We start from the raw sequence: 13,202 nt of genomic DNA, 5'->3' as shown, positions 1-13,202 counted from the left end.
AGCACCGGGATGGCAGACCAGACCCACGTCCTGTTCGTCGAGGACGACGACGTCATCCGCGAGGCCACCCAGCTCGCCCTGGAGCGGGACGGCTTCGCGGTGACCGCCATGCCCGACGGGGTGTCGGGCCTGGAGGCGTTCCGGACGAACCGGCCGGACATCGCGTTGCTCGACGTCATGGTGCCCGGCATGGACGGCGTCAGTCTGTGCCGCCGTATCCGCGACGAGTCGACGGTGCCGGTGATCATGCTGTCGGCGCGCGCGGACTCGATCGACGTGGTGCTGGGCCTGGAGGCGGGCGCGGACGACTACGTGACCAAGCCGTTCGACGGTGCCGTGCTGGTCGCGCGGATCCGTGCGGTGCTGCGCCGCTTCGGGCACGCGAGCGGCGGCGACCGCGGCGTGGACGAGGCCGACGCGGGCGCCAACGGCGGGGTGCTGGCCTTCGGGGACCTGGAGGTCGACACCGAGGGCATGGAGGTGCGCCGGGGCGGGCAGCCGGTCGGTCTCACGCCGACCGAGATGCGGCTGCTGCTGGAGTTCTCCTCGGCGCCGGGCACCGTGCTGTCGCGGGACAAGCTGCTGGAACGCGTGTGGGACTACGGCTGGGGCGGGGACACCCGGGTCGTCGACGTCCATGTGCAGCGGCTGCGGCAGAAGATCGGCCAGGACCGGATCGAGACGGTCCGTGGCTTCGGCTACAAGTTGAAGGCCTGAGCGGGGCGGCATGCGGGGGATGTTCAGACGCGCGGCTCCGTCCGGGATGGCGCACTCGGCGGGCCTGACGGACGCGACCGACGTGAGCGATGCCACGGCCGGCGCCGCTGTCGCGGGCCGACGGGCCGGGATCCGTACGCGCGGGGGCACAGGCGGCGACATGGGTGACCGCAGGGGCACGGGCCTCGGCACGAGTGGTCGCACGGGCCTGCGGGTACGCCGGCGCGGGGGCAGCCGGGTGGCGATCCGCACGGGTCTGCGGTGGAAGCTGAGCGCGGCCATCGCACTGGTCGGCGCGCTCGTGGCGGTCGTGCTGAGCCTGGTGGTGCACAACGCGGCCCGGGTCTCGATGCTGGACAACGCGCGCGACCTCGCCGACGAGCGGATCCAGATCGCCCAGCGCAACTTCGAGCAGTCCAAGCGGCTGAACTTCCCGAACGCCACGATCGACGACCCGGAGCTGCCTCAGGCGCTGCGGGAGAAGGTCGAGGAGGGCCGGCGGGCCACCTATGTCACGGACTCGCCGAACGGCACGCCCGACATCTGGGCGGCCGTGCCGCTCACCAACGGGAAGGTGATGTCGCTGCACACCGGGTTCACCGACCGCAGCGAGGACATCCTCAAGGACCTCGACCAGGCCCTCGTCATCGGCTCCATCGCGGTGGTCTTCGGCGGCAGCGCGCTCGGCGTGCTCGTCGGCGGGCAGTTGTCGCGCCGGCTGCGCAAGGCGGCGGCCGCGGCGCACCAGGTGGCGAGCGGGGAACCGGACGTCCGGGTGCGGGACGCCATCGGGGGTGTCGTACGGGACGAGACCGACGATCTGGCGAGCGCGGTGGACGCCATGGCGGACGCGCTCCAGCAGCGGCTGGAGGCGGAGCGCCGGGTGACGGCGGACATCGCGCACGAACTGCGGACGCCGGTGACGGGTCTGCTGACGGCGGCGGAACTCCTGCCGCCCGGCCGGCCCACGGAACTGGTCCTGGACCGGGCCAAGGCCATGCGCACGCTCGTCGAGGACGTCCTGGAGGTGGCCCGTCTGGACAGCGCTTCGGAGCGGGCCGAGTTGCAGGACATCCTGTTGGGCGAGTTCGTCAGCCGGCGGGTCGCGGTGAAGGATCCCGCCATCGAGGTGCGGGTCGTCCACGAGTCGGCGGTCACCACCGACCCGCGGCGGCTGGAGCGGGTGCTGTTCAACCTGTTGGCGAACGCCGCGCGGCACGGCAGGCCGCCGATCGAGGTCACCGTCGAGGGCCGGGTCATCCGGGTCCGCGACCACGGGCCCGGTTTTCCCGAGGCCCTGCTCGCCGAGGGCCCGAGCCGCTTCCGCACGGGCAGCAGCGACCGCTCGGGGCGCGGCCACGGCCTCGGCCTGACCATCGCGGCAGGTCAGGCCCGGGTCCTCGGGGCCCGCCTCACCTTCCGCAACGTACGTCCGGCGGGTGCCGCCGACCACGTCCCGGCGGAGGGCGCGGTGGCCGTGCTCTGGCTCCCGGAGCACGCGCCGACGAACACGGGCAGCTACCCGATGCTGCCGTAGCGGCGCGGGGGCGGGAACCGATGGAGGCACGCACCACCGACAGGGCCGACCGGGAAGAGAGTGCTACTCCTTCGGCCCCGCTCCCTTGAGCGGGACCTCCTTCACGAAGACGGCCGCCGCCAGCGCCAGCACCGCGATCACGGCACCCAGCAGGAACGCGGAGTGGGTGCCGGCCGACACCGCGTGCTGGTACGCCTCCCGCACCGCCTCCGGCAGCTTCGCCAGGCTCGCCGCGTCCAGCTGTGCCGACTGCTCGGTGATCTTGGAGCCCAGTTCCCCGCCCCGCTCGGTCATGACGTCCTGCACCCGGTTGTTGAACAGCGCGCCCATGATCGCGACGCCGAACGAGGAGCCGAGCGTACGGAAGAGCGTGGTCGACGAGGACGCGACGCCCATGTCCTTCATCTCGACGCTGTTCTGCGCCACCAGCATCGTGATCTGCATCAGACAGCCCATGCCGAACCCGACCACGGCCATGAACACCCCGGACGTGAACCGCGAGGTCCCGGTGTCCATCGTCGACATGAGATACAGCCCGACGACCATGAGCACACTGCCGAGGATCGGGAAGACCTTGTAGCGCCCGGTGTTCGTGGTGACCCGTCCGGCGATCAACGAGGTGACCATCATCGCGCCGAGCATCGGCAGCAGCAGGAGTCCGGAGTTGGTGGCGGAGGCGCCCTGGACCGACTGCTGGTACAGCGGCAGGAACAGCGTGGCGCCGAACATCACGAACCCGGTGATGAAGCCGATCAGGGACATCAGGGTGAAGTTCCGGCTGCGGAAGATGTGCAGCGGGACGATCGGCTCCGCCGCCCTGGTCTGCCAGAACACGAATCCGACGAGCGTGGTGACGCCGATGCCGATGAGCTCCATGATCCGCGCGGACGTCCAGGCGTACTCCGTACCGCCCCAGGTGGTGACCAGCACGATCGCGGTGATTCCCACGGTCAGCAGCGCCGCGCCCAGGTAGTCGATCCGCGCCTGCGCCCGCTTCTTCGGCAGATGCAGCACGGCGCTGATCGCGGCGAGCGCGACGACGCCGAGCGGCAGGTTGATGTAGAAGGCCCAGCGCCAGCCCCAGTGGTCGGTGATGGTGCCGCCGACCAGCGGGCCGCCGATCATCGCCAGCGCCATCACGCCGGCCATCATGCCCTGGTACTTGCCGCGCTCCCGCGGCGGAATCAGGTCGCCGATGATCGCCATGACGCCTACCATCAGGCCGCCCGCGCCAAGCCCCTGCACCGCCCGGAACGCGATCAGCTGGCCCATGTCCTGGGCCATGCCGCTGAGCGCGGAGCCGATCAGGAACAGCACGATCGAGGACATGAACATCCCCTTGCGGCCGTACATGTCGCCGAGCTTGCCCCACAGCGGGGTGGAGGCCGCGGTCGCCAGGGTGTACGCCGTCACAACCCACGACAGATGCTCCAGGCCGCCCAGATCACCCACGATCGTCGGCATCGCGGTGCCGATGATCATGTTGTCGAGCATCGCCAGCATCATCGTGATCATCAGCGCGAGCAGTACGACCCGTACGCTCCTGGGCTGCTTGGCGCCCTGCTCTGCTTGATCGGCTTTGTCCGCCGCCCCTGTGTCCACCGACACCGTGTCCGCCATGATTCCCACTCCCCCGGCCACTTACTTGCCGCCCGGCTAGTTGTCTACACTCCGGGAAGGTAGATGCGTAACTAGCCGGGCGTCAAGTAAGTTTTGTGGAAAGCCAAGAGGCACGAGGATGGGCGGCACCATGGACGGCACCAAACAGCGGCGCCGCGGGAACACCCGCCAGCGCATCCAGGACGTAGCCCTCGAACTCTTCGCCGAGCAGGGCTACGAGAAGACCTCCCTGCGCGAGATCGCCGAGCGCCTGGACGTCACGAAGGCGGCCCTGTACTACCACTTCAAGACCAAGGAAGAGATCATCGTCAGCCTCTTCGAGGATCTGACGAGGCCGATCGAGGACCTGATCGAGTGGGGCAGGCGCCAGCCGCACTCCCTGGAGACCAAGCAGGAGATCGTACGGCGCTACCACCAGGCGCTGATCGACGCGGAACCGCTGTTCCGGTTCATGCAGGAGAACCAGGCGACCGTCCGCGAACTGAGCATCGGCGAGATGTTCAAGAACCGCATGATCGGCATGCGCGACATCGTCATCGACCCGGACGCCGATCTGGTCGACCAGGTGCGCTGCATCAGCGCCCTGTTCACGATGCACGCCGGGATGTTCGTGATGAAGGACGTCGAAGGCGACCCCGAGGAGAAGCGCGAGGCCGTCCTGGAGGTCGCCATCGATCTGATCACCCAGGCGCACAAGGGCGCCTGACCGACTCCGGATCCCGGATCTTCAGATCTATAGATCTACAGATCTCGGATCAGATCTTCAGACCATTGGCCCGCAGGAAGGCCACCGGGTCGATGGCGGAGCCGTAGTTGGCGGTCTTACGGATCTCGAAGTGCAGGTGCGGGCCGCTGGAGTTCCCGGTGTTGCCGGAGCGGGCTATGTGCTGGCCGGTCTTGACGACCTGGCCGACCTTCACGTCGATGCGCGACAGGTGGGCGTACTGGGAGTACGTGCCGTTGCCGTGCTTGATGACGATGGCGTTGCCGTACGCGGGGCCGTCACCGGCGCCGTTGCCGCCGGCCTTGACGACCGTGCCGCCGTGCGCGGCCATGACGTCGGTGCCGCTCGGGACGGCGAAGTCCTGACCGCTGTGGGTGGACTGCCACATGCCGCCGGCCTGCGCGAAGCTGGCGGACTTCGTGTACTTCTTCACCGGGCTGACCCAGGACGCGGCCTTCTTCGCGGCGGCGCTCTGCGCCTGCACGGCGGTGGCGGCAGCGGGGGCGGACGTCATCTCGGCGGCGACCGCGCCTCCGGCGCCCAGCACGACCGAGGCCCCCAGGCCGGCGGCCAGCACAGCGGCACGGGTGCGGAAGGTGGACGTACGGGACGAACGGAAGGAGAAGCGCGGGGACATGCGAAACCTCATGGGGAAGACGACAAGGGAAACCACCCGACGCACAGGCATTCGCCGGATGGCCATCCCTTGGTAACCCCGACCCCGCCGCTGGCCAAAACCCTCTATCTACGACGGAAGCTAGTACTCCCCCATAAAAATCACCGCATCTTGACAGAGCGGCTATTCCGGACGAACCAGTACGGATACCGAAACCTACGGACGACTTCGGCGTAATAAGTCCGCTTTCTCCCTACGTCCGTTTCCACTATTCCCACTAGTAACGGACAAATCGCCTGTGCGGCATGTCACCGCTGAGCGCAATCACGAGACCCCGGAATGTGACGGGCGCTACGCCGTCGACGCGGCCCACGGAGTGCCCTCGGAAAGCCGCCCACGACAAGTTCAACCGCGTCATGTGACGCACACCTCTAGCGACTTACCGCTCAGTAACCCTATCTTTCCCCTCACGCCATCCCCGCCCACGAACATGCACGCGACAACAACACAGCGCACGTGACGTGAGAGGACCCCCCACATGACGCTTCGCCGCCCCTGGGCGCACCGGATAGCGGTCGGCACCGTCTCCGCGGCCGCCCTCGTGGCCCTCGCGGTCCCCGCCGAGGCCGCGACGCCCGCCACCGCGACGAGCACCTCCACCTCCACCGCCGCCGCCGAGGACGTCGACTACGGCACCTGGCAGCAGGACTGCCAGGCGGTCATGAACCAGGCGCTGCCCTATCTGAAGCAGCGGATCGCCGGCACCAAGCCGGGTGAGAAGCAGGCGATCGTCTTCGACATCGACAACACCACCCTGGAGACGGACTTCGGCTTCAGCTACCCGCAGCCGGCCAACCGCCCGGTTCTGGAGGTCGCCAAGTACGCCCAGGAGCACGGCGTCTCCCTGTTCTTCGTGACCGCCCGGCCGGGCATCATCGCCTCGGTGACCGACTACAACCTCAAGCACGTCGGTTACCAGGTCTCCGGCCTGTACGTGCGCAACTTCCTCGACCTGTTCAAGAACGTCGCCGAGTACAAGACGGCCCAGCGCGTCGCCATCGAGAACAAGGGCTACACGATCATCGCGAACGTCGGCAACAGCGCCACCGACCTGTCGGGCGGCCACGCCGAGAAGACGTACAAGCTGCCGGACTACGACGGACAGCTGTCGTAAGCCCCCCTTTGGGCATGCGAAAGGGGCCGGCGCTCCAAGAGCACCGGCCCCTTTCTTCGGCTCAACCCCCAGGGGGTCAGGCGTCCTTGCTCAGGTTCGGCCCGCCCGAAGGACCGGCCGCCTGCTCGATCGGCGGGACGTCCGGCAGGGCCGCCTTCTCCTCGCCGCGGAAGGTGAAGGTCTTGGTCTCACCCTCGCCCTCGGTGTCCACGACCACGATGTGGCCGGGGCGCAGCTCGCCAAAGAGGATCTTCTCCGACAGGGAGTCCTCGATCTCGCGCTGGATGGTCCGGCGCAGCGGCCGGGCGCCCAGCACGGGGTCGTAACCCTTCTTGGACAGCAGTTCCTTGGCGGACTGGGAGAGCTCGATGCCCATGTCCCGGTCCTTCAGGCGCTCGTCCACCTTGCCGATCATCAGGTCGACGATCCGGAGGATGTCGTCCTGGGTCAGCTGCGGGAAGACGACCACGTCGTCGACGCGGTTGAGGAACTCGGGGCGGAAGTGCTGCTTGAGCTCGTCCGACACCTTGTTCTTCATGCGCTCGTAGTTGGTCTTCGTGTCACCCGAGGCCGCGAAGCCCAGGTTGAAGCCCTTGGAGATGTCCCGGGTGCCGAGGTTGGTCGTCATGATGATGACCGTGTTCTTGAAGTCCACGACCCGGCCCTGGGAGTCGGTCAGGCGACCGTCCTCCAGGATCTGCAGCAGCGAGTTGAAGATGTCCGGGTGGGCCTTCTCGACCTCGTCGAAGAGGACGACGGAGAACGGCTTGCGGCGGACCTTCTCGGTCAGCTGGCCACCCTCTTCGTAGCCCACGTAGCCGGGGGGCGAACCGAAGAGACGCGAGACCGTGTGCTTCTCGCTGAACTCCGACATGTCGAGGGAGATCAGTGCGTCCTCGTCACCGAAGAGGAACTCGGCGAGCGCCTTGGACAGCTCGGTCTTACCGACACCGGACGGACCCGCGAAGATGAACGAACCACCCGGACGCTTCGGGTCCTTCAGACCGGCGCGCGTACGGCGGATCGCCTTCGAGAGCGCCTTGACGGCGTCGTTCTGGCCGATGACCCGCTTGTGGAGCTCGTCCTCCATGCGGAGCAGGCGGCTGGACTCCTCCTCGGTCAGCTTGAAGACCGGGATGCCGGTGGCGGTCGCGAGGACCTCGGCGATCAGCTCGCCGTCGACCTCGGCGACGACGTCCATGTCGCCGGCCTTCCACTCCTTCTCCCGCTTGGCCTTGGCGGCCAGGAGCTGCTTCTCCTTGTCGCGCAGGGAGGCGGCCTTCTCGAAGTCCTGCGAGTCGATCGCGGACTCCTTGTCGCGGCGCACGCCCGCGATCTTCTCGTCGAACTCGCGCAGGTCCGGCGGCGCGGTCATCCGGCGGATACGCATCCGGGAACCGGCCTCGTCGATCAGGTCGATCGCCTTGTCCGGCAGGAAGCGGTCCGAGATGTACCGGTCGGCCAGGGTGGCGGCCTGGACCAGCGCCTCGTCGGTGATGGAGACGCGGTGGTGGGCCTCGTAACGGTCGCGCAGACCCTTGAGGATCTCGATCGTGTGCGGCAGCGACGGCTCCGCGACCTGGATGGGCTGGAAGCGGCGCTCGAGGGCCGCGTCCTTCTCCAGGTGCTTGCGGTACTCGTCCAGCGTGGTCGCACCGATGGTCTGCAGCTCACCGCGGGCCAGCATCGGCTTCAGGATGGAGGCCGCGTCGATGGCGCCCTCGGCGGCACCCGCACCGACCAGCGTGTGGAGCTCGTCGATGAACAGGATGATGTCGCCGCGGGTGCGGATCTCCTTGAGGACCTTCTTCAGGCGCTCCTCGAAGTCACCGCGGTAGCGGGAGCCGGCGACCAGCGCGCCGAGGTCCAGGGTGTAGAGGTGCTTGTCCTTGAGGGTCTCGGGCACCTCGCCCTTGACGATGGCCTGGGCGAGACCCTCGACGACGGCGGTCTTGCCGACGCCGGGCTCACCGATCAGGACCGGGTTGTTCTTGGTACGGCGGGACAGCACCTGCATGACCCGCTCGATCTCCTTCTCGCGCCCGATGACCGGGTCGAGCTTGGACTCACGAGCGGCCTGGGTGAGGTTCCGGCCGAACTGGTCGAGGACCAGGGACGTCGAGGGGGTGCCCTCGGCAGGCCCGCCGGCGGTGGCGGTCTCCTTGCCCTGGTAGCCGGAGAGCAGCTGGATGACCTGCTGCCGCACCCGGTTGAGATCAGCGCCCAGCTTGACCAGGACCTGGGCGGCGACGCCCTCGCCCTCACGGATCAGGCCGAGCAGGATGTGCTCCGTGCCGATGTAGTTGTGGCCCAGCTGAAGGGCCTCGCGGAGCGACAGCTCCAGGACCTTCTTGGCACGGGGGGTGAAGGGGATGTGCCCGGACGGGGCCTGCTGCCCCTGCCCGATGATCTCCTCCACCTGCTGGCGGACCGCCTCGAGCGAAATCCCGAGGCTCTCAAGGGCCTTGGCGGCGACACCCTCACCCTCGTGGATCAGGCCCAGGAGGATGTGCTCGGTGCCGATGTAGTTGTGGTTGAGCATCCGGGCTTCTTCCTGAGCCAGGACGACAACCCGCCGCGCGCGGTCGGTGAACCTCTCGAACATCGTTAATCGCTCCTCAGAGCGGTCAGGCAGTGGGGGGAACTTCCCCTCCCTGTCCTTCCGCAGCTTAGTCCCGCAAGCGGGGACCGCTCATTCCAACTGCCGACACCGTCGATGGCCTCCTGACCCGTGACGCCGACATCTGCTCCAACCCGATGGTGCGAGACGATGTTCCCGCAGGCCAGGTGGTTACCCTCACCATCAGTACGCCGATGGCGAACGTGAGACCCACTGTCCTGCGTGTCGCCCCCTCCCACTAGGGATGTCTTACCCGCTGGGACTGACACTCCATGCCGCGCCCCCCGGTTCCCTCCGCTACGGGCGAACAACCTTGCGCCACCCCACACCCCCGCGCGCCCCCTTTTTCGACACTCTGCGCATACGTCGGAACACCCAGCGTAACCCGTACGCCTTTTCGGTGGTTTCACTTGGCATGGCTGGCATGCGCCCCGCGACTCTCCCGGACCCCGCCACGATCCCCCTCCCCCGTCGGCCGCTCGATCCGAGCGATCAGGTCCGCCGGTGGTACGAGAACGAACTGGGCTGGCCGGTGGTGCCCGCAGCACCCGGATCGCCGCCGCTGCTTCGCGTGGGTCCGTGCTTCGACGTCCTGGACGTCCCGGCCGAGGCGGGCCTCGCGGCACTGCGGCATCTGACGGCGCTGTCGCCGGTGGCCGTCCAGGGCGACCGGATGCGACTGCTCCTGGCCGCGGGCAGCGCCGAGGAGGTGCCGGGGGTGCTGGACTGGCTGGAGTGGGGCGCACTGCCCCTGGACCTGACGGCGCTCGGCGAGGGCGATCTCATGGAGGCACCCCTGCCGCCCGGGCAGCGGCCGCTGTCGGCCGTACGGCGTCCCGTCGACCAGGCGCCGAGGGGGGCCGTGCGGCAGTGGCGGGCCGGCCTGCCGGGGCCCCGCGGGGCGCGACCGCTCCCCCTGGACCGCCGGGCTTCAGTACAGGGGGCCGCCGTGTGGCTGCGGCCCCCCGAGCCTGGGGGCGAGGTCGAGGCCTCGCTGCCGACGCTGTCGGCTCTGGGGGGCGTTGGGGGCGCCCCCGATCTCGTGCGGGTTCTGGACACGGTGGCAACGCGGTGCCACCGACTGTGGCTGCGACGCGCGTGCGCCCAGTCGTCGGCCTGTCCGTAGATCAGGCGTTGGCCTTCTCGTACGCCTCGCGAATGGTCGCCGGGACGCGGCCGCGGTCGTTGACCTCGTAACCGTTCTCCTTGGCCCACGCGCGGATCTGCGCGGTGTCCTGGCTGCCACCGGAAGCGGCGCGCGCCTTTCCACGCCCACCCGAAGCACGACCTCCGGTACGACGGCCGCCCTTCACGTAAGGGTCGAGAAGGCCACGGAGCTTGTCCGCATTGGCAGTCGTGAGATCGATCTCGTACGTCTTGCCGTCCAGCGCGAACGTCACGGTCTCGTCCGCCTCGCCGCCGTCGAGGTCGTCGACAAGAAGGACCTGAACCTTCTGTGCCACCGGATTTCCTTTCATCGATAACTTGAGGGCCGGGGGTCTGCGGCGTCCGCCGTTTCGCCGTCCCCTGTTATATGCAGTACTGCAGTACGTCGGAAAGCAAACCGCTTTTGCTGGAAAAACACAAACCCCCGGGAGAGACCCACAGGTCGAGTGCGGTCCGGAAACATGCGCGTTTCGGACATAGGGCACCCGGGCACGGGCGGTCCGGGCGGAATACGCCTTCCGGAAGCTTGACGAAGCTTGCGGAACCCTTGGCGAAGCTTGGCGAAGGGGTGGTGAAGCTCGCGGACGTTGCGGAACGCCGAGGAACCTCGGCGATCACAGATGCAGAAGCATGCGGCTGTTGCCCAAGGTGTTCGGTTTCACTCGTTCGAGACCGAGGAACTCCGCCACGCCCTCGTCATAGGAACGCAGCAGCTCCGCGTAGACATCGGTGTCCACCGGTGTCTCGCCGATCTCGACGAAGCCGTGCTTGCCGAAGAAGTCCTCTTCGAAGGTCAGACAGAAAACCCGTCGAACGCCGAGCCAGCGCGCGGTGTGCAGCAACTTCTCCAGCAACTGATGACCGACGCCGGCGCCCTTCAGGCCGGGCTTCACCGCGAGAGTGCGGACTTCCGCGAGGTCTTCCCACATCACGTGCAGGGCGCCGCAGCCGACGACCTCGCCGTTGTCGTCCCGTTCCGCGACCCAGAACTCCTGGATGTCCTCGTAAAGCGTCACCGTGGCTTTGTCGAGCAGGATGCGACGCCGGACGTACTCGTCAAGGAGACGACGTACCGCGGGGACATCGCCGGTACGGGCCCGCCGGACGGTGATGGCTTTAGCGGTGACTTCCGGGCTCTGAGCCGCGGGGCTCTCGGCCGAGTGACTCTCTGCTGACATGAGCGGACGCTATCGCCCGTCGGACTCCTGCGCCGAGGCGGGGTTCTCATCGGCGGTATCGGGGCGGGTATCCGGGACGGTATCGGCGCGGGTATGCGGGGTGGCCGTATCGGGGTCGGTATCGGCGCCGCGCGTATGTGGCCTGCCCGTATCGGCGCTGCCCGTATCCGGCCTGCCTGTATCTACGCTGCTCGTATCGGTGCTGCTCGTATCCGTACTCGTAACGCCTCGTGTATCGGGCGGTTCCGTGGGTTCGGGTGTTTCCGGGCCCTGGACGATGCGTACGGCGTCCCGCAGGGCGTGGCGCTGTTCGTCGCTCATCATGCCGAAGAAGGCGACGAGTGCGGCGGCGGGGTTGTCGCTCTGGGACCAGGCGTCGTTCATCAGGGCCGCGGCGTAGGCGGCTCGGGTGGAGACCGCCTCATATCGATAGGCCCGGCCTTCCGCTTCGCGGCGTACCCAGCCCTTCTGATGGAGATTGTCCAAAACGGTCATCACCGTGGTGTACGCGATGGACCGTTCCTGCTGGAGATCTTCCAGGACTTCTCGAACGGTCACCGGGCGGTTCCACTTCCACACCCGCGTCATGACCGCGTCTTCGAGTTCTCCCAATGGGCGAGGCACAACTCAGCACAATAGTGGGAGATCTGGGTGTTGGCGTGCCGGACGGGCACTTTCTCTGGAAAACGGGAATAAAAAGGGCGTACGACTCGGAAAGCGTTGCAGCTTGGAGTCGTACGCCGGGTTCGGGCGTCCTGGTGCGGACGTCCCGGGCTGGGCGCCCTGGTCTAGGCGTCCGGGCTCGGGGAAGCCTGGCGGGGGGCCTCCACGCGCGAGAGGGCGGCGTCCACGGCCGCGTCCTCCTTGGCCTTGTTGGCTCCGCCCTGGGTCTTCACGATCACCCTGATCACACCGATGAAGAACACGGCCATGACGACCGGGGGGAGGAGTGCGGAGACGTAGTCCATGCGTCCAGGGTAGCCAGCGCTCAGCCTGCGGCGAGCTGCTGGGGCGTGGTTTCGGAGGGCGGGGCCGGTTTGCGGCGGGGGAAGACCTCGCCGGGGGTGGGGATGGGGCGGTGCGGCTTGGGGGTGGGCTGGGGGCCTGGGGCGGGGGCGGGTTTGGGGGCGGCCGGGCGTTCGGCGGGCTTCTTGCGGGGCTGCTTGGCGGGGTCCTGGCTGCCTGCGGCCTGGGCGGGGAGGTCGACCGGGAGGCGGGGGGCGGTCGGCTCGGAGAGGCCGCCGGGGAGGGCCAGGAGGTGCGTACGGGACGCGGGGACGGCCGGGCGGACGGCGCCGGGCCTGCCGGGCGCTAGGCGGGCTCGTACGGCCTGGAGGAGGGTGGCCGCGGCGGGGTTGCCGCGCAGGGCACGCAGGGCGTTGAGGTCGGCGGGTTCGGGGTGGTAGCCGGCCCCGAGGGCCTCCTCGAGGAGGGTGAGGTAGCCGGCTGCGGTGCCGGGGAGGGCGGCGCGGTAGCGGGCGAGGTCGGCCACCAGGAAGGCACGCAGCCGGGCGCCCTCGCGCATCGCCTCGTCGAGGGACTCGGCGAGACGGAGACAGGCCTGGACCTCCTCGGGGGAGGCGGGGCGGGGGTTGAGGGCGAGGGCGAGGGCGCGGCGGAGCACACGCAGCTCCTCCGCGCCGAACGCCATGCCGCCGCGGGATCCGTAGGGCGTGGGCATGCGGTGACGATACGCGCTAATCAGACAAACGCGACATAGGGGGTGGGTGTGGCGCGGGGAGCCACTCGGGTGGAGGCGCCCGCTTTCGGCGCCGGTCCGGGCCCTGTCAGCCCGCCCGGCGTCTTTGAGGACGAGACCGCCCCCAACCCCCACCCACCCGCACAGGGC

The 13,202-nt window shown here is 68.6% G+C and carries 13 protein-coding genes; 5 read left to right on the top strand and 8 right to left on the bottom strand.

What is annotated here, in order from left to right:
* The first annotated feature begins 9 nt into the window (after positions 1 to 9).
* On the top strand, positions 10 to 717 hold the full coding sequence (cseB, locus tag AQJ67_RS43530) for a two-component system response regulator CseB (RefSeq protein ID WP_062725621.1): 708 nt from the start codon (positions 10 to 12) through the stop codon (positions 715 to 717).
* Between the two features lie 160 nt (positions 718 to 877).
* A complete protein-coding gene (cseC, locus tag AQJ67_RS43525) occupies positions 878 to 2,254 on the top strand; it encodes a two-component system sensor histidine kinase CseC (RefSeq protein WP_425264228.1) in 1,377 nt (458 codons plus the stop codon).
* Positions 2,255 to 2,317: 63 nt separating this feature from the next.
* On the opposite strand, the gene AQJ67_RS43520 is transcribed toward cseC, so the two are convergent.
* Positions 2,318 to 3,874 carry an MDR family MFS transporter gene (locus AQJ67_RS43520; RefSeq protein ID WP_062725619.1) on the bottom strand — a complete coding sequence of 519 codons (1,557 nt, stop codon included), beginning with the start codon at positions 3,872 to 3,874 and terminating at the stop codon, positions 2,318 to 2,320.
* Between the two features lie 118 nt (positions 3,875 to 3,992).
* On the opposite strand from AQJ67_RS43520, the gene AQJ67_RS43515 reads away from it, so the two are divergent.
* A complete protein-coding gene (locus AQJ67_RS43515; protein ID WP_062725617.1) occupies positions 3,993 to 4,580 on the top strand; it encodes a TetR/AcrR family transcriptional regulator in 588 nt (195 codons plus the stop codon).
* Positions 4,581 to 4,629: 49 nt separating this feature from the next.
* On the opposite strand, the gene AQJ67_RS43510 is transcribed toward AQJ67_RS43515, so the two are convergent.
* Positions 4,630 to 5,235: a M23 family metallopeptidase gene (locus tag AQJ67_RS43510; protein ID WP_062725615.1), complete on the bottom strand. Its 606-nt coding sequence runs from the start codon at positions 5,233 to 5,235 to the stop codon at positions 4,630 to 4,632.
* Between the two features lie 517 nt (positions 5,236 to 5,752).
* On the opposite strand from AQJ67_RS43510, the gene AQJ67_RS43505 reads away from it, so the two are divergent.
* On the top strand, positions 5,753 to 6,388 hold the full coding sequence (locus AQJ67_RS43505; RefSeq protein ID WP_062725613.1) for an HAD family acid phosphatase: 636 nt from the start codon (positions 5,753 to 5,755) through the stop codon (positions 6,386 to 6,388).
* Between the two features lie 76 nt (positions 6,389 to 6,464).
* On the opposite strand, the gene AQJ67_RS43500 is transcribed toward AQJ67_RS43505, so the two are convergent.
* Positions 6,465 to 8,993 carry an ATP-dependent Clp protease ATP-binding subunit gene (locus AQJ67_RS43500; RefSeq protein WP_062725611.1) on the bottom strand — a complete coding sequence of 843 codons (2,529 nt, stop codon included), beginning with the start codon at positions 8,991 to 8,993 and terminating at the stop codon, positions 6,465 to 6,467.
* 430 nt (positions 8,994 to 9,423) lie between these two features.
* Between AQJ67_RS43500 and AQJ67_RS43495 the strand changes: the two genes are divergently transcribed.
* The gene (locus AQJ67_RS43495) at positions 9,424 to 10,134 is read left to right on the top strand and encodes an SCO3374 family protein (protein ID WP_062725609.1); all 711 of its coding nucleotides are present in this window, start codon (positions 9,424 to 9,426) and stop codon (positions 10,132 to 10,134) included.
* Position 10,135: 1 nt separating this feature from the next.
* Here the strand turns inward: AQJ67_RS43495 and AQJ67_RS43490 are convergent, their stop codons facing one another.
* The 5 genes from AQJ67_RS43490 to AQJ67_RS43470 form a co-directional block, all read right to left on the bottom strand.
* Complete coding sequence (locus tag AQJ67_RS43490) at positions 10,136 to 10,471, bottom strand: histone-like nucleoid-structuring protein Lsr2 (protein ID WP_062725607.1); 336 nt, start codon at positions 10,469 to 10,471, stop codon at positions 10,136 to 10,138.
* Between the two features lie 318 nt (positions 10,472 to 10,789).
* A complete protein-coding gene (locus AQJ67_RS43485; RefSeq protein WP_062725605.1) occupies positions 10,790 to 11,353 on the bottom strand; it encodes an amino-acid N-acetyltransferase in 564 nt (187 codons plus the stop codon).
* Positions 11,354 to 11,362: 9 nt separating this feature from the next.
* Positions 11,363 to 11,965: a BlaI/MecI/CopY family transcriptional regulator gene (locus tag AQJ67_RS43480; protein ID WP_279616929.1), complete on the bottom strand. Its 603-nt coding sequence runs from the start codon at positions 11,963 to 11,965 to the stop codon at positions 11,363 to 11,365.
* A gap of 176 nt (positions 11,966 to 12,141) precedes the next feature.
* A complete protein-coding gene (locus tag AQJ67_RS43475) occupies positions 12,142 to 12,321 on the bottom strand; it encodes a hypothetical protein (protein ID WP_062725601.1) in 180 nt (59 codons plus the stop codon).
* 20 nt (positions 12,322 to 12,341) lie between these two features.
* Positions 12,342 to 13,004: a serine/threonine-protein kinase gene (locus tag AQJ67_RS43470; protein ID WP_062725598.1), complete on the bottom strand. Its 663-nt coding sequence runs from the start codon at positions 13,002 to 13,004 to the stop codon at positions 12,342 to 12,344.
* Positions 13,005 to 13,202: the final 198 nt, after the last annotated feature.

This window comes from Streptomyces caeruleatus (genome assembly GCF_001514235.1).
Classification (GTDB): Bacteria; Actinomycetota; Actinomycetes; order Streptomycetales; family Streptomycetaceae; genus Streptomyces; species Streptomyces caeruleatus.
Note: the sequence above shows the minus strand (reverse complement) of the source record. Positions and strands in the feature narration are given on the sequence as shown.